This is a genomic window from Actinomyces bouchesdurhonensis (assembly GCF_900128465.1).
In the GTDB taxonomy this organism is placed as follows: Bacteria; Actinomycetota; Actinomycetes; order Actinomycetales; family Actinomycetaceae; genus Pauljensenia; species Pauljensenia bouchesdurhonensis.
This window is the reverse complement of the sequence record NZ_LT635866.1, coordinates 200,745-222,445: the sequence shown is the minus strand read 5'-3', so window position 1 is coordinate 222,445 and position 21,701 is coordinate 200,745. Positions and strand designations below refer to the sequence as shown.

16 protein-coding genes and 4 pseudogenes are annotated in these 21,701 nt (G+C 64.0%); 13 read left to right on the top strand and 7 right to left on the bottom strand.

Translation table 11 applies throughout. The annotated features are described in order from the left end of the window. Positions 1-685: hydrogen peroxide-dependent heme synthase (hemQ, locus tag BQ7477_RS03460; protein ID WP_200783460.1), on the top strand; the 685-nt coding region annotated here is incomplete at its 5' end. A gap of 99 nt (positions 686-784) precedes the next feature. Here hemQ and BQ7477_RS03455 read toward each other — a convergent pair. Further along, the gene (locus BQ7477_RS03455) at positions 785-1,756 is read right to left on the bottom strand and encodes an alpha/beta hydrolase (protein WP_084795629.1); all 972 of its coding nucleotides are present in this window, start codon (positions 1,754-1,756) and stop codon (positions 785-787) included. Between the two features lie 2,007 nt (positions 1,757-3,763). After that, positions 3,764-3,958 (bottom strand): annotated as a pseudogene (locus BQ7477_RS12275) (class I SAM-dependent methyltransferase); the annotation flags it as partial. Between the two features lie 83 nt (positions 3,959-4,041). Here BQ7477_RS12275 and BQ7477_RS03440 point away from each other — a divergent pair. Continuing rightward, the gene (locus tag BQ7477_RS03440) at positions 4,042-4,791 is read left to right on the top strand and encodes a Fic family protein (protein ID WP_073982821.1); all 750 of its coding nucleotides are present in this window, start codon (positions 4,042-4,044) and stop codon (positions 4,789-4,791) included. Positions 4,792-4,878: 87 nt separating this feature from the next. Next, positions 4,879-5,601, top strand: a complete 723-nt coding sequence (locus tag BQ7477_RS03435; protein ID WP_073982820.1) for a nitroreductase — start codon at positions 4,879-4,881, stop codon at positions 5,599-5,601. A gap of 2 nt (positions 5,602-5,603) precedes the next feature. Here the strand turns inward: BQ7477_RS03435 and BQ7477_RS03430 are convergent, their stop codons facing one another. From BQ7477_RS03430 to BQ7477_RS12005, 3 genes are all read right to left on the bottom strand, one after another. Then, positions 5,604-5,861, bottom strand: coding sequence for a type II toxin-antitoxin system RelE family toxin (locus BQ7477_RS03430; RefSeq protein WP_073982819.1), 258 nt, complete (start codon positions 5,859-5,861; stop codon positions 5,604-5,606). A 2-nt stretch (positions 5,862-5,863) separates the two neighbouring features. Continuing rightward, positions 5,864-6,127, bottom strand: a complete 264-nt coding sequence (locus BQ7477_RS03425) for a type II toxin-antitoxin system Phd/YefM family antitoxin (protein WP_073982818.1) — start codon at positions 6,125-6,127, stop codon at positions 5,864-5,866. A 184-nt stretch (positions 6,128-6,311) separates the two neighbouring features. Next, on the bottom strand, positions 6,312-6,461 hold the full coding sequence (locus BQ7477_RS12005) for a hypothetical protein (RefSeq protein ID WP_200783459.1): 150 nt from the start codon (positions 6,459-6,461) through the stop codon (positions 6,312-6,314). A 303-nt stretch (positions 6,462-6,764) separates the two neighbouring features. On the opposite strand from BQ7477_RS12005, the pseudogene BQ7477_RS03420 reads away from it, so the two are divergent. Further along, positions 6,765-7,319 (top strand): annotated as a pseudogene (locus BQ7477_RS03420) (hypothetical protein); the annotation flags it as partial. A 421-nt stretch (positions 7,320-7,740) separates the two neighbouring features. Here the strand turns inward: BQ7477_RS03420 and BQ7477_RS03410 are convergent. Beyond that, positions 7,741-8,334 (bottom strand): protoglobin domain-containing protein, encoded by a 594-nt coding sequence (locus tag BQ7477_RS03410; RefSeq protein WP_073982817.1) that lies wholly within the window; start codon positions 8,332-8,334, stop codon positions 7,741-7,743. Between the two features lie 184 nt (positions 8,335-8,518). On the opposite strand from BQ7477_RS03410, the pseudogene BQ7477_RS03405 reads away from it, so the two are divergent. Next, positions 8,519-10,155 (top strand): annotated as a pseudogene (locus tag BQ7477_RS03405) (cation:proton antiporter domain-containing protein). Between the two features lie 110 nt (positions 10,156-10,265). Here BQ7477_RS03405 and BQ7477_RS03400 read toward each other — a convergent pair. Next, a complete protein-coding gene (locus BQ7477_RS03400) occupies positions 10,266-10,838 on the bottom strand; it encodes a GNAT family N-acetyltransferase (protein ID WP_073982816.1) in 573 nt (190 codons plus the stop codon). Positions 10,839-11,057: 219 nt separating this feature from the next. On the opposite strand from BQ7477_RS03400, the gene BQ7477_RS03395 reads away from it, so the two are divergent. The 8 genes and pseudogenes from BQ7477_RS03395 to BQ7477_RS03360 all read left to right on the top strand — a co-directional run bounded on the left by BQ7477_RS03395 (position 11,058) and on the right by BQ7477_RS03360 (position 21,430). Next, on the top strand, positions 11,058-14,468 hold the full coding sequence (locus tag BQ7477_RS03395) for an ATP-binding cassette domain-containing protein (RefSeq protein WP_073982815.1): 3,411 nt from the start codon (positions 11,058-11,060) through the stop codon (positions 14,466-14,468). A 114-nt stretch (positions 14,469-14,582) separates the two neighbouring features. Next, positions 14,583-15,167 carry a DJ-1 family glyoxalase III gene (locus BQ7477_RS03390; RefSeq protein WP_073982814.1) on the top strand — a complete coding sequence of 195 codons (585 nt, stop codon included), beginning with the start codon at positions 14,583-14,585 and terminating at the stop codon, positions 15,165-15,167. Positions 15,168-15,207: 40 nt separating this feature from the next. Next, complete coding sequence (locus BQ7477_RS03385; RefSeq protein WP_073982813.1) at positions 15,208-16,119, top strand: TatD family hydrolase; 912 nt, start codon at positions 15,208-15,210, stop codon at positions 16,117-16,119. A gap of 168 nt (positions 16,120-16,287) precedes the next feature. Beyond that, positions 16,288-17,436, top strand: coding sequence for a resuscitation-promoting factor (locus BQ7477_RS03380; protein ID WP_073982812.1), 1,149 nt, complete (start codon positions 16,288-16,290; stop codon positions 17,434-17,436). Between the two features lie 97 nt (positions 17,437-17,533). Further along, positions 17,534-18,970 carry an aggregation-promoting factor C-terminal-like domain-containing protein gene (locus tag BQ7477_RS03375; RefSeq protein WP_073982811.1) on the top strand — a complete coding sequence of 479 codons (1,437 nt, stop codon included), beginning with the start codon at positions 17,534-17,536 and terminating at the stop codon, positions 18,968-18,970. A 614-nt stretch (positions 18,971-19,584) separates the two neighbouring features. Then, positions 19,585-20,238, top strand: a complete 654-nt coding sequence (locus BQ7477_RS03370; protein WP_073982810.1) for a DUF4230 domain-containing protein — start codon at positions 19,585-19,587, stop codon at positions 20,236-20,238. Between the two features lie 88 nt (positions 20,239-20,326). Then, positions 20,327-21,049, top strand: a pseudogene (gene rsmA, locus BQ7477_RS03365) (16S rRNA (adenine(1518)-N(6)/adenine(1519)-N(6))-dimethyltransferase RsmA); the annotation flags it as partial. A gap of 135 nt (positions 21,050-21,184) precedes the next feature. Then, positions 21,185-21,430, top strand: coding sequence for a hypothetical protein (locus tag BQ7477_RS03360; protein ID WP_234968663.1), 246 nt, complete (start codon positions 21,185-21,187; stop codon positions 21,428-21,430). Positions 21,431-21,701: the final 271 nt, after the last annotated feature.

Here is a 21,701-nt window from a genome sequence, read left to right as displayed (position 1 = left end):
CTTCGATGAGGTCAACAACAAGGCGCACTATGCCCTATACTCCGTGTTCGCGCTGGGCGAGTCCCTGCCCGCCGACGACGGCGAGCGCGGCCGCATCGTCGCCGAATCCCTGGACTACGTGAAGGGCGCGGGCGCACAAATCCGCGGCTTCTACGACGTGTCCGGCTTCCGCGCCGAGGCCGACCTGATGGTCTGGTGGCTCGACGACGACCCCGAGGTCCTCCAGGATGCCTACCACCGCCTGCGCGCGAGCGCGCTGGGCAAGTTCCTGGACCCGGTGTGGTCGTGCATGGGCCTGCACACCCCCGCCGAGTTCAACAAGCGCCACATTCCCGCCTGCTTCGGCGGCGTCGCGCCCCGCGACTGGGCGATGGTCTACCCCTTCGTGCGCTCCTACGACTGGTACCTGAAGGCCCCCGAAGAGCGGTCCCGCATCATGGCTGAGCACGGCCGCAACGGCTTCGCCCAGTACCCGGACGTCAAGGGCTCGACCCTGTCCGCCTTCGGCTTCTCCGACTACGAGTGGGTGCTCGCGTTCGAAGCCGACACCCTCGACCGCCTCGAGGGGGTCATGCACGCCCAGCGCTACACCGAGGCGCGTCTCTACGTGCGCGAGGACACCCCGTTCTTCACGGGTCCGCGCGTGAGGCTCGGCGAGTGGGCGGAGCGCCAGCCCCGCGCATAAGGCCCCCTGATCTGCGATGCGGCCTCGGCCTCGTCCCTGACAAGAAGGAACGAGGTCGGGGCACAGCGCGTTGCTCTCACGCGGCGTGGGTGGCGCCTCCTATCTGCCGGGGAACAGGAGCGGCAGGCTGTGCGCGACCTGGTGGGTGACCGATGCGCTCGAGTGGGCCTCCCCGTCGTCAATCCACAGCTGCAGGCTGGCGTCCGTCATGAGGTCGGGGTAATCCTCGTGGAACTCGTCAAGCTGCGGACTCATATCCCACAGTGCCGGGTCATCGGAGCCGACGGAGGCCAGGATACGGAAGTCGGCCGGGCCATAGCCCTCGCGCAGCGCCCCCGCGGTCACCAGCTCCGCGATGCGCGCCTCGTCGGCGTCCTCCTCGCGTCCAATCCAGGACTCGCCGGCCATCGGCATGTACCCGTAGAAGTACTGCGGGCGCAGGGAGAACACGTCCCACGTGGTTGTCGCACCCATCGAAAAACCGCCGAACGCGCGGTGCCAGCGCGAGGCTCGAAGCGAGGCGTCAGACATGTCACCGTGCGCGAAGGTCGTGTAGCGCGTTTCAACCTCCTTCATGAGCGTGTCGATCTCACTCGTCGCGAAGAAACGATTGAGGACGTAATCATCCTCGTAGTCGTCGGTCGCAAAAGACCTGTCCGGGTAGTAGGTCGCAAACACGACGATCGTGGGCGCGACTTCGCCTGACTTTTCCAGTTCGTCAACGACGGGGGCAACCCCGTCGGCCAATCCCGCCGCGTTGCCCCACCATCCGTGCGTCAGGTAGAGCACGTTCGCAGGGTGGTTGGGAGAGTACGAGGCGGGTACGTAGACGTAGGCCCGTTTACTGTAGGTGTTCCCGTCGTATCCCTGTTCGTAGGTGAGAATGTCGATCGACCCGTGCAGGGACGAGGCCGTGTCGAGCAGGGCAGCGACGGCCTCGGACATGGGGTCCTCGTCCTCGTCGTACGCAATGGGGGCGGGATCTTTCTGTTCGTGCCCGGAGGGTAGAGCGATAAGCACGAGGCCGAACAGGCAGAGAGCGATCGTGAGCGATGTGACGATAGCTGCCATCCGCTTGGATGTTCGCCTGACGAACCTCGTGTTCATTGGTCGCCCCTCGCCTGCATTCCAGATGCCCTCATGAGTCCCACTGTAGGCCCGACCGGGCAGCGGGGACTAATCGGTGTGGTCCTTCCCGCGCTGCGCGTGCCCACCAATGTCGCACGTAATTCCCCCGCCGATCTTTCAGGATTTGAATTGTGATCGTTGATATTGCGGGGTTTGTGGGGGACCGATGACAGGTGTGGTTGGGGAATTGCATGCGGATTGTGGGGGACGATGAGGACGAGGCGGGGGAGTGGGAAGAAAGACGAGGAGCCTAAGCGGGGGATCGGGATAGTTATCGTGTTATTCTCCCGGTATCTATCGAGAGTTGCATGGGAGCAATCATGACCCGAGACCTGATCCGTCGCGGAGACAACGAGCGTCTGGTGTTTTCTGCAACACCCCTTCCTCAGCTGACGGACGTTCCCGTCGAGGGGACGTTCGAGGTGAGCCTGAATGAGGGCAGCGAGCCGGACGAGACCGCAGCGTTCGAATTCGATCCCAACGCCTCGCCCGCGCAAGTCAGGGATTACGTTGTCGCCGCAGCGAGCGGCACCCTCATGGGAGCTCTGAGCGTCCTGTGGCAACAGGACCTCAACCTGGCCGATGCGCGCAGGCTCGGGGCTGAAAAGATCGAGAAGATCGTCATCGGAGCGGCCCAGAGGGTGGGTCTGAACAAAGACAACCCGAGCATCGCAGACGCGATCCGCTTCCTCGAAAAGAGCTTCCCATTCGTGGGGGATAAGCTCACCGCAGCATTCGGTGGCGGCCTCCAGCATCACCTCCGCGATTTCTCCCATCACCCCTCGCCCGTGGGGCTCGTGTGCTCCATCCTCATGCAATTCACCGGCAAGGGGTTTGGAACCGCGACGGATGGGAGCTTCCTGATTGTCGACCTGCCCGCCGAGGCGCTCAAGGATGGGATGCTATTCGGTAGGAATAGCGAGGAGAAGTTCCTTTATGGCACCCTCAACTGGATGCTCCACCTCATCAGCGACATGGCTGGGTCGAGCGCAACTCCCGGCTTGGGCACCGGCATTCCCGGGCCTCTTCTCTCCTTCCTCAAGGAGGCCTCGGCCCTGCCATTCTTCCGCGACATGTCCATCGCGCACGAGGATAAGATCGCGACGTTCTCGCAGTGGGTGTCGAAAGCCTTTAACGGCACTCTTCTCAAGGACGAGGACGGCAATCCCCTACGCTTCGATCTGCGGACCGAGGTTGGCCTGGCGGGGCAAATCCTGACGCAGGTTCCCGCTGTTCTCGCGAATGAGTGCATTGTTCGCGGTTTCTACACGATCACTCGCTTCGTCGACGAGTTAAAGCGCTGCGACGTGTCCAGCGTCAAGGATCTGACGCGCATCAATCCTTCGCGATTCCTGCCTCTCAACAGCCGTGCGCTCACGCGCATGCTGACCGTTGCCTCGGGTTCCTTCGTGGTCGTCAACACTGCCATTGCCGCGGTTCGCGCGGTGGTGGAAGGCGCTGCCAGTGGTGAGGTGGGAGCGATCCCCCTGTTCTTCATACGCCTCAACTACGTTGGGATTGGCCGTTTTGCTTTCGCCCTGCGGGCCGACAGCTCCTACATCTACGAGGACGTCGAACAGTGGTGGGAGCGGCGCCGCGCGAGCAAGGCGGGTGCGGATGTTGCCGTGTTTGCGCCCATGGGGGATGACGTGCAGCGAGTGCTCGACTCGCTGCGCATGGCGTGGCTCGAGGACGACTGTCGCCGCGACAAGAAGGATGCTGTGCGCGCGCGTAAGGAAATCCTGATCGGTGCGTGGAAGCGTCGGCAACTCGCTGCCTGTGAAGAGACGGACGCGAATTACTTCCGTGACTCTGCCGATGCCTACCGTGAGTTAAGCGCCTTGTGCGCGAGAGAGGGTGGGGAGTCTCTTCGGCTCGCCATCGCCCAGCAGTTGCTCGTGTTCGAGCCCTACGTCACGGACAAGAAACTCTCGTTGTCGCACAAGTGNGCCCGGCGCGGGCCAGGGGGACGGCGAGCGTGCCCGTCGCGCAGCCCATGTCGAGGACCTCGTCGCCCGGATTGAGTCCGAGGAGGTCCATGAGCCACAGCTCGTAGTCTTCGGTCGCGTTGCGCGTGAACGTTGCTGCGCGCCTGTTCCAATAGGCGCGCGAGTCGCGGTTGATTGTGCTGTCGTGTGTCGACATGGGCTGGTCCTTCGATGCGCCTACTGTTAAGAGCCTCACGAGAGGGCTTGCACGTATACTGTCATGCAAAAGGAGGCCCTGTCGTGAGTGAAACTGAGATCGGCGCGCGTCGTTCGGCGCTGCTGATGCGGCTTCGCGACGAAAAACATGCAGGCGTGCGTGGGGGCGTCTACCACCGCCTACAGGTGGAGATGACCTACAACTCCAATCACATCGAGGGATCTCAGCTGTCCGAGGAACAGACCCGTCTGATCTTCGAGACGGCGACTGTTGGCGGCGAGTGCCTGAGAGTCGATGACATCATCGAGGCGCGGAACCACTTCCGCGCTATTGATCGCGTCATCGAATGCGCCGGAACTCCTATCGGCGAGGAATATGTGAAGGATCTGCATCGCATACTGAAGCAGGGGAGCATCCAGGCTGATCTTGATTGGTTCGCGGTCGGCGATTACAAGCGTCTGCCGAACGAGGTCGCGTTGCGTGAGACGAGCGCGCCCGCCGATGTTGCTGACCATATGCGGCCTCTGTTCGAGTGCGTCAACGATGTTGATACTCTCACGCAGATCCTGGACTGGCATGTGCGCTTCGAACGCATCCATCCTTTCCAGGATGGTAACGGGCGGGTTGGTAGGCTCCTCATGCTTCAGCAGTGCCTCGCGGCGGGAGTCGTCCCGTTCATCATCACCGACGATCTGAAGGCCTTCTACTACCGAGGTCTGGAGAGGTGGGGTGACGAGAATGGTTTCCTCATGGATACGTGCCTGAGTGCGCAGGACCGTTTCGCGGTGATGCTCGATTACTTCCGGGTCCCCTACGAGCGTTCGGACAACTAGCCACCAGTTGTCGGCGAGGAAGGGATTGTCGCTGTCCGGTGGGCGGGCCTGCTGGATCGGGGAACGAGGCCGGGTTAGCCTGGGCGCATGACACTCAACGCAGAGATGAACGACTTTTCCGCCCTGACCGCCTCGCGCCGCTCGACGCGCGCTTTTACGGACCGTGAGGTCCCCGCCGAGGTTCTCGACGCGATTCTCGCAGATGCGACGACCGCGCCCTCCTGGTCCAACACGCGCGCTTTCCGCGTCGCCCTGGCCACGGGCGCGCGCGCCCAGCGCCTGCGCGAGCATTACGGGCGACTCTTCGATGAGGAGATCGAGGCCCATGCGCGCAAGGCTGAGGACGCGACGGTGGAGATCCCTGTGCCCGACGGTGATTTCCCGGTGCGCAAGCGCTACCCGGACGAGCTGCGCCCCGCCCAGATAGAGGTCGCGAAGCTCCTCTACGGCATCTACGGGGTTGAGCGCGCGGATATTGAAGGGCGCAACCGCGTGAACCGTCGCAACGTGACGGCGTTCGACGCGCCCGTCATGGGGTTCGTGTTCGTTCATGAGGACATGCTCCCGTGGAGCGCCATGGACGCCGGCCTCATGCTCCAGACACTGTTCCTGTCCGCCAAGTCGCGCGGCATCGACTCCTGCCCGGTCGGCATCCTGGCCACCTGGCGCGCGCCCGTCGATGAGGAGTTCGAGATCCCCGAGGGCTACAAGTTCATCACCGGCTTCGCCCTCGGCTACGCTGATCCGGACGCGCCGATCAATTCGATGCAGGCGCCGCGCCCGCCGATCCAGCTCCTCGAAGGCAAGTGACGCTACGAGCGATACGCCTCTCGGCGGTGTGCGACGCGCACGACCGTCACAACGAGGACGTCGTCTTCGATGGAGTAGATGATCCGGTAGCCGCCGACACGGATGCGCCACGCGTTCTCCGTGCTCGCGAGCTTCTTGACCCCGTCGGGGCGAGGAGAACTGGCGAGCGATTCAATGGCGTCCAGTAGGCGGGTTCGCGCCGGGCGGTCCAGCTTGCGTACCTGGCGCGCTGCCGCTGAGGTGAATTCGATGCGGTACATCGCTAGTCGTTGAGTTCAGCGCGCAGGTCGGACAGACTCACGCGCTGCCCGTCGTCGTTGCGCACCGCCTCCCGGAAGGCCGCGAGATCGCGCGCATCCTCGAGTTCTTCCAGGGCCAACAAGTCGTCGACGCCAATCACGATCGCAGTGAGGCGGCCGTTTTTCGTCACACCAATTCGTTCGCCGCCGTAGGAGGCTCGCCCGAGAACGTCAGAGAGGTTCGCGCGCAGCTCCCGAGTCGATAGGGTTGTGGCAAGTGTGTTCATAGTGTCAGTTTAGTACCTTGTGTACACATCTGTGTCTGGATGAACATTCCCGAGTGTGAAGGGGGTCAGATGAACGTGTCGTGCTCCCAGTCGAACGTCTACCGTGGAATGAGGCCTCGGCCTTTGCCTTCGTCTACACGCTTGTTATTTTTGCGCTCATCTACAACACTGCTTTCTCCTTGTTCTATTCGACGGCACGCCGCTTCTCGGGTGGTTCGACGTCGCGGATGCGCAGGATGACGCGGCTGCCTATGCCCGCACCGAGCTGCCGGTCGACGAGGCGCTGGTGGAAGAAGCGCTCGAAAACGGGCAGCCAAACGCCTAGTCGTTGCACAAGTCGAGGCCCATCCTTCATTCATGAAGGGTGGGCCTCTCTGTCTGTAAGGGGGCTTTGACGCCCGTGGATCGGGGCAGGTAGGTTCCTGCAACCTCGACTGAGACCAAGATCTCAAAGCGCCGTTTTCGTGGGATTAGGTTGAGTGTTAGGTATTTAGTCCCGTTTGTACAAGCTCAAGTAAGGCTATCTTTAATCAATTATAAGTAATTCTGCATAGAATGGCGGCAGGCGCTGTCAAACCAGCGCTTGCCGAGGAACTAGGTCGTCCCTCGGTGCATGTTTGCGATCGGAAGGACCGCCATGTCGAAAAAGTACCTCTCTGTTGCCTTTGCTTATGTGGGAGTGATCGTCGGCGCTGGCCTGGCCAGCGGCCAGGACCTGCTCCAGTACTTCCTCTCCTTCGGTGCCACCGGATTGATTGGAATCGCCGCCCTGGGAGTCCTCAACATCATCTTCGGCGTTGTTGCCCTCCAGCTGGGTTCCTACTTCCGCTCCGGCCACCACGACGAGGTCTTCGAACGCATCACTCACCCTGCCGTGCGTCGCGTCATTGACGTCGTGCTTGTTTTTTCTGGTTTCGCGATGGGCTTCGTGATGCTCGCGGGCGCGGGCGCGAACCTCGAGCAGCAATTCGGTTTGCCCGCGTGGGCTGGCAGTGCCGTGTGCGCCGGCCTCGTGATTCTCACGGCCTTCCTGGATTTCGACCGCATCATGAAGGTCATCGGCGTGTTTACGCCCATGATCGTCATCGCGATCGTCGTCCTCGTCGTCTACTCGCTGGTAACCCCGCACCCGAGCGTGGCCGAACTGAATGCGACCGCCACTCAGGTCACCCCGGCTCTGCCGAACCTCTGGTNCGACTGCGCGCGCCGACGCGGCGACCCCGGCCTCGCGCAGGCGATACGCCAGCTGGCCGTAGGTCATTGTGTGCCCGTAGGGAATGGCGCTCATGGCTTCCCAGACGCGGAGCTGAAACTCGCTGCCCATAGGCGAGAGCGGCACGCGGGCGGGGGAGGGGACCCGCCAGGCCAAATAGTCGTCCAACCAGGACGCGGCCGCAGCCAATGCGGCCGCGTCCTGGTCTCTTCCAAGGCCTGCGTCGCGCCCGCAACCATCGAGGGAGGACACCGACTGCGCGGAAGAGGCCACGGCCTCGTCGACGACGAAGGGATGCCCGAAGAAGCGCTGCCCGGCCACCCACAAGCCGACGAGCGCACCACCCCGCGCGGCCAGCGTCAGGCGACCGATGGGGCAGCGATAGGTGGCGAGCGTCGGGTCAGAACTGCTCGGGGTGATCGCGGTAGGCATACGCCCACACTGTCACGGCGACGGTGACCGCGCGAGTCCACGCGTCACGCACGGCGCTCAGCTCTTCGCCCTCGAACCCCTCCGCCAGCAGACGATGCCCCACCTCCACAGTCGGAGCGATGAAAGCGAGCACGTAGCGCAGGGGCACGAACGGCGTCGAGTCCGCCCCATCCGCCGCGTTCTTCGCTGCGGACATGTGCCGGGCGCCGATCAGGTACTGGTAGTCCAACCACGCCTGGTCCCGCTCGCGCGTGCACATGTCGATGATCCACTGGGCGAATCGCGGCTTTGACGCCTGCGCGTACTCGGGGTTCGGCTGCCCGTCCGGGTGCGCGGAATGGGCTGCCAGATACGTCTTTTGAGCCAGAATCCCGCGCCACGTGTCGACCATGTCCATGGCATGCGGCGCCAGGATGGGTTCTGCTCGCGCGAGCAGCTCTGCGTCACCGGGCTGAACGTGCGCTGCGGCCTCAATCTGGCGCAGATCCTCGAGTGTGAGCGGGGACGTGGGGACGGCATCGGTACCGTAGGTGTACCCCGACGAGTGGTCGTAAGCGGTCATGAGAACCTCCTTGATCCTATGCGTTAATGATAGAAGGCGCTCTGCTCGTATGGGTCTGTTTGACATCTGGGACTGGTATGGAGCGCAGTTGGGTGGGCGTGGTTCGTGCGAGTTCGCCGTGCGCGTAGCCGCTGTGGTGAGGTGGCAACGGTGCTGGAGTGGTTGCGCACAATACAATTAACCTGTGGACCCCCTTCTTATCGCCCTGGCCGGAATGCTCATCATCGTGGCATGCCAATTCATCGCGCCCAAGGTGCGCGTGGCATCCCCCCTGATCCTGCTGGTCGTCGGCCTGGCGATCGGCTTCCTTCCGCAGGTGGAGGCCATCGAGATCGAACCGCACATCGTCCTCGAGATGGTGCTGCCGCCCCTGCTGTTCTCGGCGGCCGTGCGCATGCCGACCATGGACTTCCGCCGCGAGATGCAGGCCGTCGCGATGCTCGCGATTCCCCTCGTGTTCCTCTCCGCCTTCGCGGTCGGCTTCGTCATCAACTGGCTGGTCCCCGCGATNTCGTCGCCGGCCTGGTCGTCTCGCGCCGCCGCGCCGCCACGATCTCTGCGAGCAACAGGCGATTCTCCCAGCAAAACTGGCAGACCATGACCCTGGTCCTGGAGAGCACGATCTTCCTGACGATGGGCCTGCAGGCCTTCGGCATCGTCGAGGAGACCGCCGCGTTCTCCGGAGGCCTGGCCTTCGCCGCGTTCCTCGCCGTCACCCTCGGTGCGCTCATCATGGTGATTCGCGCTGTGTTCATCGCGGTCATGCTCGCTTGGCTGGACCATCGGCGCACCCACCGCCAACGCCGCTTCGAGGTGGAATCCGCGCGCATCGAGCGCTTTGAGGAGCGCATGAACGCCGCCTGCGAAGTGGACGCCGACATGCTCGAGGCGCGCAATCTGAGCCCCGAGCAATGGGAGCGCGCCCTCATTCACTATCGCGGTCGCCTCAAGCGCCGAGAGCGCCGCAACGCCATTCGAGGCTCCGACCTGGATTACTTCGCAAACGAGCCGCTGGGGCCGCGCGAAGGCAGCGTTATCGTGTGGGCAGGCATGCGTGGAGCAATCACCCTCGCAGCCGCGCAGACAATCTCTGCGCACGCCCCGATGCGCGCGCTCCTGCTGTCGATCGCCCTGTTCATCGCTGCAGGTGCCCTCATCATTCAGGGTTTGACCCTGCCCGCTCTCATCCGCATCGTCAAACCCCAGATGGCCTCGGGAGACATTAGCGAGGAGGAAGGCGCCAAGCTCCTGACGGTGATGGGTTCCGCGCTCGTGGACACCGCCCTGGCCCAAGCGATCCACGAAGTTGACGGCCAGACCCTGCTCTCCGCCGGCGTCTCTCGCACCCTGTCGCGCATCGGGAACGCGGTCTCCGCAACCGACGAGGCCGAGGGGACCCGCATCGCGCGCACGGCCGACCGCGTCCTCACCGACATCCTCCAGGACGCCTCCACGCAGTCGGGAGCAACCAGCGACGGACTGCGTCCCGAGTGCGTGGATGACTCGCTTGAGGCGACCGCCAGCGTTGCCGCGACCTCGGAATCGGCTTCCCTGCCCGCGGAGGATGCGTCCTCAGCGCTCGCGTCACCCGGCGATGACGAGGGACACGGCACGGTCGCCATGAGCGAGGAAGAAGTCGAGCGTTCCTTCACGCGCGACCAGATCCGTGAGCTCGCCCTCGAAGCCATTCACGCCCAGCGCGACGCGCTCCTGCAGGCCCGCGACGAGGGCATCTTCTCCTCGGCCGCCCTGGAAGGAGCGCTCGCCCGCCTCGACAACGAGGAGATCCTCCTGGTCTCCAGCCGCGGCACCGACCACTGACGGCGGACAGCGGGGGTTGGACGCTCACAGCCTCCCGTTCTCGCTGATCGCACAGAATCGAGCCGCACTCCGTGAGGGGATGACCCGATCAATGCGCGAGCGCGCAGACGTCAGTCCGTCGTCACCCGCGACGTGTACGCCGGGTCGTCAGTCACCGAGTTGAGCGCCTCCTCCAGGCGCTGCGGGGCAACGACGCCGCCTCGCGCCAGGACCCGGTAGGTCTGGTCGGCCTCGTGCGTCATCATGTTCGTCACCGTAAAGCCGTTGCGCTCGTAGAACGCCAGGCGGCGCACGCGCTGCTGGTAGTTCCCGGCCTCGCGCATGACCGGCTCGATTTCGAGCAGCTGCGGCACATCCCCGTAGCGCTCGCGGAAGTGGGTGAGGATGCGCGAACCGTAGCCGGCGCTGCGCGTGCGCCCATCGACGGCGAGGAAACCCAGGTAGAAGAGGTCGTGAAAGGCGAAAGAGACGGTCAGGGCGACCACGTTGCTAGCCCCGTCCTCGCCCGCGGGGAGGGAAGGGTCGATCCACGCGAGGAAGGACACCTCGGGTGCCTCGGCTGAGCGCAGCAGTTCGGGAAGGGGGATCTGCTCCTCGGGAGGGAAGGAGCGCTCGTAGATCTCCTGGACTTTATCGGCGACCGGGCCGTCGTTGGGCACGGGAATCTGGGTGAGCTCTGTCATGGACACAGTCTACCCGCTCGGCCCGGTGCTCCCGGCGGGTGCGCCCGATGAACGAGGCCGGGGCCGGGGAATCCGGGGAGGAGGTGCGCTCATCAGATGCCGCCGTCAGGGATCCCTCAGGGGATGATCAGGGGTCAGTCAGTGAACAACGACGGTCGTGGGTGATGCCCGCTCACTTAGACTTGTTGGTGGAATCAATAGCGGATGTGAGGACGACGCGTGCTAGAGCTCAAGGAGATCATCAAGGCCTACCAGACCGCCAACCTGGTGCAGGTGGCGCTCAACAAGGTCTCGGTGGCGTTCCGTGACAACGAATTCGTCGCTGTTTTGGGCCAGTCTGGCTCCGGCAAGACGACGATGCTCAACGTCATCGGAGGACTCGACCGCTTCCAGAGCGGCGACCTCGTCATCGACGGCATCTCCACGAAGGACTACAAGGCGCGCGACTGGGACGCCTACCGCAACAACCGCATCGGCTTCGTCTTCCAGGCCTACAACCTGATCCCGCACCAGAGCGTCCTAGCCAACGTCGAGCTGGCCCTGACACTGTCGGGCGTCTCCCGCTCCGAACGACGTAAGCGCGCCCTCGATGCCCTGACGCGCGTCGGCCTGGCCGACCACGTCCACAAGAAGCCCTCGCAGATGTCGGGTGGCCAGATGCAGCGCGTCGCCATTGCGCGAGCCCTCATCAACGACCCCGAGATCCTCCTCGCGGACGAACCCACCGGCGCCCTCGACTCCAAGACCAGCGTTCAGGTCATGGATCTGCTGCGCGACGTGGCCCGCGATCGCCTGGTCATCATGGTCACGCACAACCCCGAGCTGGCCCACCAGTACGCAACCCGCATCGTTGAGCTAGCCGACGGCTGCATCGTCGCCGACTCCGACCCCTTCGTGCCCGCCGCCGAAGACCGGCGCGAAGCCAAGCCCACACGGCGCACCTCCATGGGCTTCCTGACCGCCCTGTCCCTGTCCGCCAACAACCTGATGACCAAGAAGGGCCGCACCCTCATGACCTCCTTCGCGGGGTCCATCGGCATCATCGGCATCGCCGCGATCCTCGCCCTGGCCAACGGGACGAACGCCTACATCGCGCGCACCGAGGAAGAGACACTCGGCTCCTACCCGCTGACGATCCAAAAGAGCGGCGTCGACATGACCGCCGCCCTATCCGTCTCCGCGTCGGACTCCGCAAAGGCGAAAACCGCGCCCGACGGGAAGGTGGGCGTGTCCGACATGCGTACCTTCGCCGACACGATTCGCGACGCAAAGACCAACGACCTGGCCTCCCTCAAGGTCTTCCTGGACAACAACGGCGGCGGCGTTGAAGGAATGGTTAACGCCATCGAATACGACTACGACGTTGTCCCCCAGATCTACCAGTCCGACACCTCCAAGGCGACCGTCCAGGTCAGCCCCGACCAGTCCATGAAGCAGATGGAAACGGGTTTTGGCGCGGGTGCTTTCGGATCGATGATGGTTACGAACGCCTTCTACCAGATGCCCGCCACGACCTCGCTGTACACCTCCGCCTACGACGTGGTCGCCGGTTCCTGGCCTTCAGGCCCCAGCCAGGTCGTCCTCGTGCTCGACGAAGACGGCAACATGCCCAACATCTTCGAGTACACGCTCGGCCTGAAGGATCACAAGGAATTCGACGACCTCATGCGCAAGTACTACCAGGGCGCCCTCGGTGGCACCTCCCAGTCCAGCGCGCAATCAGATACCCAATCGGGTGCCAGCGACGCCACCTACGACTACTCAACAATCCTGGGCACCACGTTCCGCCGCATCAACGCCTTCGACAAGTACACGTGGGACGACACCTACAAGGTGTGGACCGACCACTCCTCGGATACGGACTACATGAAAAAAATCGTCGACGGCGGCCAAGAACTGACCATCTCCGGCATCGTCAAACCCAACTCCACCAAGGGCGGGGCCCTGCGCCAAGGCATCGCCTACACCCCCGCCCTCACCTACCAGATCATCGAGGAAGCAGCCGCCAGCCCCATCGTCAAAGCCCAACGCGCCAAACCCGACGTCGACGTCTTCACCGGCAAAACCTTCAAGGAACTCGCCGACAACCAAAAGAGCCAGTCCAGTGGCTTCGACATGTCCTCCCTGTTCACAGTCGATCAGTCCAAGCTCTCAGCAGCCTTCCAAATCGACCCGAGCAAGCTCCAAATGGACCTGTCCGGCATGGACTTTAGCGGCCTCGACATGTCCGGCATAGACTTTAGCGGCCTCGACATGTCCGGACTGGACCTGTCCAGCATCGACCTGTCTGCTCTGAGCGCGCAATCGGGCATGCAGTCGGGCATGTCCTTCGACCTGTCCTCCCTCGACCTCGGGGAGCTCAGTAAGGACCTGCCCCAGCTCGCCAACGTCGACTTCCCCACCATCATTCGATCCGCACTCGCGGACGGTGCCGTCAAAGACGGAGCAGCTCAATACCTGAGCACTCAAGCCAGTCAGATCGCCCAAGGCTTCCAGGACTACGCCCAGAAACAGATCGAGGAAGGCGGCACGACCGACTTCGCGACCCTGGCCTCGTCCTACTTCTCCCAGCCGGAAGTAATGGAACAGCTACGAGCGGCGGTCTCCTCCGACCAAGTCGTGGACGCCGACAAACTCACCGCCAACCTGACGGCTGCGCTCGGTAACGACCCCGCGCTCGCGCAGATCGGCCAGGACGTATCCACCCAGGTCATGAACGCCATCTCCGCCCAGATTGCCTCCCAACTCGGCGCCACCCTCACCCAGGGGGTGAGCGCCGTCATCGGACAGGTCATGCAAGAAACGATGACCAGTGCAATGACATCGATGATGACCCAGCTTTCCGGCGCGATCGGTCAACAGATGAACACGGTCATGAACCAGTTCGCGACCAGCATGTCCAGCGCATTCTCCGTTGACCCTGAAGCTTTTGCTTCGGCATTCACATCCAACGTGGACGATAAGTCCCTCGCAGCCCTCATGGCGACCATGTTCTCCACGAACGTGCCGACGCTGGAAACAAACCTGCGGACCCTGGGGTGGGCGGACATCGCCTCGCCGTCTAACATTTCGATCTACCCTAAGTCCTTCGCCGACAAAGATAACGTGAAGGCCGTGCTCGACACCTACAACAAGGACAACGAAGCGGCGGGCGCCACCGACAAAGTCATCACCTACTCCGACGTCATGGGCACCCTCATGAGCTCGGTGACCAAGATCGTCGACATCATCTCCTGGCTGCTCATTGCTTTCGTGTCGATCTCGCTCGTGGTCTCCTCCATCATGATCTCGATCATCACCTACATTTCGGTGCTCGAGCGCCGCAATGAAATCGGCATCCTGCGCTCGATTGGGGCATCCAAGGGTGACATCTCCCGCGTCTTCAACGCGGAGACAGTCATCGAAGGCTTCCTCGCTGGCGTGATCGGCGTCGGCGTCACCTACGGTTTGTGCGCGGTCGCCAATTCGATTGCCTACGCCTCCTTCAACGTCGAGAACATCGCGCAGCTCTCACCGATCACTGCCGTCACGCTGATCGCCGTGTCGGTCGGGCTGACCGTCATCGCCGGCATTATCCCAGCCGCGCGTGCCTCCCGTCAGGATCCCGTCGAGGCTCTGCGATCGGAGTGAACGGAAGACGGCCTCAGCCCCGTTTTGCCGAGGCCGTAGCCTCGCCACGGGGCGCGCGCGGCTGCGCTAGTCTGGACGTAACGCTTGTCCACCAGCCGTAAGGAAAGAGGAATCATGCCCACCCCCGAGAATCTCGCCACCGACGCTACCGTAGCCATCATGCTGGCCGACGGCTTCGAAGAAGTTGAAGCCCTGGCCGTCGCCGACGTCCTGTTCCGCGCTGGCGTGCGCTCCGACCTGATCTCCGTCACCGACGCGCGTCACGTAACCAGCTCTCACGGTATCCGAGTGGTCGCCGACCTCATGCTCGACGACGTCGACCTATCGGCCTACACCGTGCTTTTCCTGCCCGGAGGTATGCCCGGCACCCTGGGATTGAAGGGAACTCCCGCCATACAGACCGAGGTCCTGCGCCGCGCGGACGCGCGCGAGCCGATCGCCGCCATCTGCGCAGCCCCCTCGATCCTGGCCGAACTGGGTGTCCTCGACGGTCGCCACGCGACCGCGAACCCCGCCTTCATTCAGGCGATTGCTGCCGGTGGGGCGATAGCCCACGAGAACCCGGTCGTCGTCGATGAGTTCGTGACTACTAGCCGCGGCGCCGGCACAGCCCTGGATCTCGGCCTCGAGATCGTGCGCCAACTCCTGGGCGAGACGACCGCCCAGGAAGTCTCCCGCGGCGTCGTCCTCACCCACTGACCCGCCCCCAGTCGTCTTTCCGAAAGGACACCCACCCCGCATGAGCCCGCGCAAGCCTCGTCCCTGGCCCGACACCCCCGCGCCCCTGGCGGCGCCCGTCGTGGACAACCACACGCACCTGCCCACCCACGCCGGAGAGATCCCCAGGCGCGAGGGCGTGGCGCTGAGCCTGGACGATCAGCTGGACCGAGCCCGCGAGGTCGGCGTCACCGCGCTCATCTCGAGCGCGTGCGAGCTGCCCGACTTCGACCCGATGATCCAGCTGGCGAGGGACCACGAGGGCGTGCGCGTCGCGCTCGCCATCCACCCGAACGAAGCCGCCTTGCACGCGGGCTGCGCCGAACCCTCACCCGACGGGCTCACCCCGCGCGTGTGCGAGCACCACGTGCCCCTCGACGAAGCCCTCACCGCCGTCGAAGCACGCCTGAGCGACCCAACGGTCATCGCGGTGGGGGAGAGCGGCCTGGACTACTTCCGCACCGCCGAACCGGGGCGCCAGGCTCAGAAGGAATCCTTCCGCGAACACATCCAGATGGCTGCGCGCGCCGACCTGCCCCTGCAGATCCATGACCGCGAGGCGCACGAGGACACCCTGGCGATCCTGGGGGAGTGCGCCAGCACCGATCAGCGGATCGTGTTCCACTGCTACTCGGGGGACGCCGCCATGGCAGCTCACCTGGCCCAGCGCGGTTGGTACGCCTCCTTCGCGGGACCCATTACCTACCCGGCGAACTCGGACCTGCGCGCGGCGCTTGCAACCCTGCCGCGTGAACTCGTCCTCGTTGAAACCGACGCGCCCTATCTGACGCCCGTCCCGTGGCGCGGATGCCCCAACGCTTCCTACGTCATGGCCCACACCGTGCGTTTCATCGCGCAGCTGTGGGACCTCAGCGAGGCGGCGGCGTGCGATCAGCTACGAGCGAACACGCAGGCGGTCTACGGCTCCTGGTAAAGGCAGGAGCGAGCGTGAAGTGTATCAAAGTGCTCGCAAATTGGTAACAAATTGGTTACGGTTGGAGTGTCAGTCCGGTTCCGAACATCCACGCGCGACGGACCACCACCCCGAGCGGTGGCGCAGTAGCGAGGCACCGGAGGCGGAAACTACAACGTCTGGAGACACGTGAGCCTGAAGCCCTCCCGCACAACCGTCATCTCCGTCGCCTCCGCGGCGGCCCTCCTCGTGGCCGGCACGGCAGCAGCCGCCGTCGGCACCTCATACCGCCACGTCACCGTCGAAGTGGACGGCGTGAGCCGTGACGTGTCCGGCTTCTTCATTACCGCGGGCGATGCCCTGAACACCGCCGGCGTGTCCGTGGGCTCCCACGACCTCGTTGCCCCCGCCTCTGACCAGCGCGTCACTAACGGTGACACGGTCGTCGTTCGCACGGCCACCGAATACGACGTGACCGTCGATGGAAACCGGACCACCGCATGGTCCACGGCCTCGTCGATCTCCGGCGTCCTGTCCGCCCTGCCCGCCGTCTCCTCCTCGATGGCGGCCGACCGCTCCTACACGCGAGCTGAAATGCCCCTGGGCGAGGGCGGCGAAACCATCCACGTCGTCGCCGACGGCGCAACCACAGACGTCGTTGCATCCGCCGCTGAAGGCACAACAGCGATCCTTCAGAAAGCCGGCATTAGCGCCGGTCCCATCGACCGCGTCACCCTGGAAAACAGCGGCGGAGACATCACCCTGCGCGTGGCACGCGTCGTACGCGGCAACATCACGACAACGACCGAAATCCCCTACGACACCGAAGAACGCGAAGACGCCGAGGCCGAGCAAGGAACCGAGAAGACGATCCAGGAAGGCGTGGTCGGGTCGCAGACCACCGAGTCGTACCAGGAGACCATCGACGGACAAGTGACCGTCTCCGCGGTCCTGACCACGACGCGCACCGAGCCCACGCCTCGCATCATCTCCAAGGGCACCAAGGAAAAGAAAGCCGAGGAAACCAAGAACTCCTCCGATTCTTCATCCTCCTCGTCCTCCTCCTCATCTTCGTCATCGCCCGCCGTCGCTTCCGGCGACGACGCAGCCATCTGGGCGGCCATCGCCCAGTGTGAGTCCGGCGGCAACCCGTCGACCAACACGGGCAACGGCTACTACGGCATGTACCAGTTCTCCCTGCCCACGTGGCAGTCCGTGGGCGGCACCGGTCTGCCCTCCGACGCGTCGGCTGAAGAACAGACAATGCGTGCGCGCATGCTCCAGCAGCGCGCCGGTTGGGGTCAATGGGGCTGTGCCTACAAGCTCGGCCTCGTCTAACGTGACATTCCCCCCGCAGGCGCCGCGGTCATAGCGTCCGCGAGGGCTACCGCGCTAAGCTGACCAGCAGTACTAGAATCGAGAAATCGGGAGTACCGTGAGCCACCACCTGAGCAACTCTTTGAGCGCTTCCGCAGCCAGTGCCCTGCACGTCCTCGGCGGACGCCTACGCACTTTCGCTCCCTCCCCTCGCGTCGTCCTCGGCACGGCGGCCCTCGCGTCCGCGGGTGTCCTCGGGATCGCCGGCGTGGGAGTCGCGTCCTCGCACACGACGGTCATGCTCGAAGTGAATGGTGTGTCTCGTCCCGTCACCGCGTGGGGCAACACTGTCGGTGACGCGCTCGCCGTTGCGGGCGTGAAGGTCGGCAGCTCCGACTTGGTTCAGCCGGGTGTCGGCGACGTTGTGCGGGAGGGCGACACGATCGTCGTGCGTACCTCCAAGGCATACACGGTGACCGTCGACGGTCAAGCGCGAACCCTGTGGACCACAGCCGCGTCAGCCGACGGCATCCTGGCGGACGCGGCGCCGCTCGGCTCCACGGTCACCCTGGCAGCCGATCGTTCCGCGTCGCGCGATGATCTGACTCCGCTCGTGTCGCGTGCGCGCAACGTCATCGTCAACGTCGATGGCACCACGCGTGAAGTCGCCGTGCGTCCCGGTCAGGATGCCCGCGCGATCCTGGAGGCCGCTGGCGTGTCGGTTCACCCCCTTGACCGCGTAGCTGTCGAGAACAACCAGACCGGCGAGTTGACGATCAACGTCAGTCGCGTGACCCGCGGCCAGGCCACGGAAACCGTCGACATCCCGTTCAGCGAAACCACGACGACCAGTGCCGACATGTTCGTCGGTGAATCCCAGGTGACCACGACCGGCGTGAACGGCGTGACCACCTGGACGGTGTGGCAGGAAAAAGACGGCGATCAGGTCTTGACCTCCGTGCCGATCACTGAGCATTCCACCTCCCAGCCTGTTACTCAGGTGCGCGCCGAAGGAACGAAGGAAGCCACGCCGGCTGCCCTCGTGGCCGCCGGCATTGACCCGAAGGCCACCTTGGAGGAGAAAACTGAGGCCAACGGGACCACGTCGGTGCGCTACCGCGCGACGCTCGGTTCTTTGTCCACGAAGGAAGAGATCGCCGCGATCGCTGGCGACAAGAACACCGACGCCGCCACGCAGGCCGCTGCCGCTGCCGCTGCCGCGGATGTCGGTGCCGTTCCTACCACCTACTCCGGCGAGGACCCGCGTTCCCTGGCCAAGCCCCTCGTTGATGCACAGGGATGGGGTAGCAGCGAGTATCAGTGCCTGATTCAGCTGTGGAACCGTGAGTCTCAGTGGAACCCGTATGCTGAGAATGCTTCCTCGGGCGCCTACGGTATTCCGCAGGCCCTGCCGGGTTCGAAGATGGCCTCGGCCGGTGCGGATTGGCGGACCAACCCCGTCACGCAGATCAACTGGGGTATCGGCTACATCAAGAGCCGCTATGGCACTCCCTGCTCCGCGTGGGCGCACTCAAACGCGGTGGGCTGGTACTAAGCCTGAGAGCTTGCGAGGGCCGGGTCTGACAACGTGTGTTGTCGGGCCCGGTTCTTTTTCTCGGCGCGGGTGGAGTCGTGCTGGTGTGGTGGTTGTGCTTGTGGGCGCTCTGGCTCTCAGAGCGCGCTCATCCGGATAGGTAACGAACATCTGGATAGGTTATGAGCATCCGGATAGCTTATTAACCTATCCGGATGTGGCTAACCTATCCGGATGCGCAGCCTGGCCTGGCTTGGCGCGGTACTGGGGGCTCATGCGTCGCCCAGGCTTGGCGCGGCTCCCTGACCTGGTCGGATTCGATGCCTGGGCTGAGCTTGGCGCGGTGCCCAGTCCTGGCTTTGTGGGCTGGGTGGGCTGTGGGGTGCGCATCTCGGCGCGGGCGTAGGTGGATGGGCGTGAGTATCTGGATAGGTAACGAACATCTGGATAGGTTATGAGCATCCGGATAGCTTATTAACCTATCCGGATGTGGCTAACCTATCCGGAAGCGTGCAACCTATCCGGATGCGCGTAACCTATCTGCGTAGCGCCGGGGTTGCGCCAACTTGACACTTACCGTTCAATTCTCATGAAGGTTACCTAATATTCATCGTAATTGTGCCAGTGAGGACGTCGTGGGTTTTTCTGCCGTTGCTAAAGTGGCTGTGTTTGTGGTGATCGCTGGTGCAGGATTCGCCGGTGGCATGACGGCGGCCCCGGTCTTCGGTGTAGAGCCAGCGCAGGATCGGGGCGCGGAACCTGTTGTTACCGTTGACACGACTCTCGTGAAAAACTCTTTCGCTGACATTGGTGAACTCGCCACCGAGTCCTACAACTTCACCCAGGTGGGGAAATACTCTGAGGAGGGAACCAAGGTGTTCGGCATGGAAGTGCCGGGCACGGGCGCCCATTACCTCATCACCTATTCGGGTGAGGTGAAGGCCGGAGTGGCCGATGTGAGCCAGATTCAGGTCGAGGTTGACGAGGCAGGTCACGTTGTGACGGTGACCGTGCCTGCTGTCGAAGTTCTCTCCGCCTCCATCGATCCTGCCTCCGTCGAGACCTACGACCAGTCTTTCTCCGTCGTCAACCAGATCGAGGTCGGAGAAGTCACCACCTTCCTGGCGGAACGGGAGACCGCCGCAGATGAGGCTATCTCCAAGGGATTGCTTGACAAGGCGCAGGGGCGCTTGGAAGACATTGTGAAGAAGCAGGCCAACGCCGTTCTCGGAGAGCAGGCCGCCAAGTACGAGGTGCGTGTCGTCATTGCTCCTGCCCCCGCTGAGTGAGTGGTCGCGCCACGCGGCTCGCGCCGCCCGGCCTCGGCCCCGTTTTCAGTTTCGCACGTAATTCCCTTGTGACTGTTTCAAGATTTGNACCCTGGCGCTCCTGGAAGTCGGCGCGCGCGTGAGGGCCGTGGAGATCGATCCGTGTTTGGCCGCCGCCCTGCCTGAGACGGTGCGCGCCCGCATGGGCGAGGCCGCCGGTCGTTTCCACGTCGTCACCATGGACGCCACGCAGATCAAGGGGGTCGACGACTTCGGCGTGGATTGGCCTGCCCCCACGAAGCTCGTCGCGAACCTGCCGTACAACGTGGCGGTGCCGGTCCTGCTCAACATGCTTCAGGCTTTCCCCTCCGTCGAGGTGGTTGTCGTCATGGTCCAAGCCGAGGTCGCGGACCGCCTGGCCGCAGGCCCCGGATCGCGCACATACGGCGTGCCCTCCGTCAAGGCCTCCTGGTATGGGACGGTCGAGCGCGCGGGGACGATCGGCCGCTCCGTGTTCTGGCCGGTGCCTGGTGTGGATAGCGCTCTCGTGCGCCTAACCCGACTGAAGGCTCCGCGCGGCGACGACGAGCTGCGTCGCGCCACCTTCGAGGTCACCGACGTGGCTTTCGGGCAGCGCCGTAAGACCCTGCGCGCGGCCCTCAAGAATTGGGCGGGCGGTCCCGAGGTGTCCGAGGCCCTCTTGTCCGCCGCCGGCATCGACCCGACGCGCCGCGGCGAGACCCTCTCGATCGACGAGTTCGTCGAGCTGGGGCGAGCCGTCATTGATGCCCGAGGCCGTGGCGCCCTCGAGCCCTCGACTGTGGCCCGCTGACGACCGGTAGGAACCAGCTAGGAAGAAGGAATCGTATGCGTGAAGTGCGCGCCAGTGCGCCCGGCAAAGTGAACCTGACGCTGCGCGTGGGTGCGCCCGCGCCTGACGGCTACCANGGGGAGCGCTCGCGGCGGCGTGAGTGACGCGGCGGCGCGGCGCGCGGCTAAGAAGGAAGTGGCCCGCATTGAACGTAAGTTGGAGCGCTTGCGTGCTGAGGCCTCGTCCCTGGAGTCTCGGTTGGAGTCGTTGTCTATGAAGGTGGCGACGGACGCCTCTGTCGTCTCAGAATTGACGACGGTGTCCGCGAAGCATCAGGGCATCTTGGGGGAAATTGAAGGGTTGGAGTGGGCCTGGCTGGAGGCGGCCGAGGCTGCCGAGTAAAGCGGGGGAGAGGTGTTGCCGTCTCCTCGTTGCGGGCGTGGTGGCAACGATGCGACGCTGTGGGACGAACCGAATGAATTATATTGACAGTTAATTAGCTTCGGCGTTCGGTTGGCTTTATGATGGGCCGACCGACACTGCGAAAATTTCCCAGCAACTTTTTGACGGTGGTCACAATCCTCTACCATGAGGCCGCGTCCTCCCTTGTAGGAAGGCGCAGGAACGAGGCGACGCGACCCGCGCGCCCCTCCGGGCATGGATTGAGGAACAA

Bases quoted from the DNA above. Each gene is read 5' to 3' on its own strand.
- BQ7477_RS03400 (WP_073982816.1), bottom strand. From the start codon at position 10,838: ATGACAGAGCTCACCCAGATTCCCGTGCCCAACGACGGCCCGGTCGCC.
- BQ7477_RS03410 (WP_073982817.1), bottom strand. From the start codon at position 8,334: ATGACCGCTTACGACCACTCGTCGGGGTACACCTACGGTACCGATGCC.
- BQ7477_RS03455 (WP_084795629.1), bottom strand. From the start codon at position 1,756: ATGGCAGCTATCGTCACATCGCTCACGATCGCTCTCTGCCTGTTCGGC.
- BQ7477_RS03425 (WP_073982818.1), bottom strand. From the start codon at position 6,127: ATGAACACACTTGCCACAACCCTATCGACTCGGGAGCTGCGCGCGAAC.
- BQ7477_RS03390 (WP_073982814.1), top strand. From the start codon at position 14,583: ATGCCCACCCCCGAGAATCTCGCCACCGACGCTACCGTAGCCATCATG.
- BQ7477_RS03385 (WP_073982813.1), top strand. From the start codon at position 15,208: ATGAGCCCGCGCAAGCCTCGTCCCTGGCCCGACACCCCCGCGCCCCTG.
- BQ7477_RS03430 (WP_073982819.1), bottom strand. From the start codon at position 5,861: ATGTACCGCATCGAATTCACCTCAGCGGCAGCGCGCCAGGTACGCAAG.
- BQ7477_RS03435 (WP_073982820.1), top strand. From the start codon at position 4,879: ATGACACTCAACGCAGAGATGAACGACTTTTCCGCCCTGACCGCCTCG.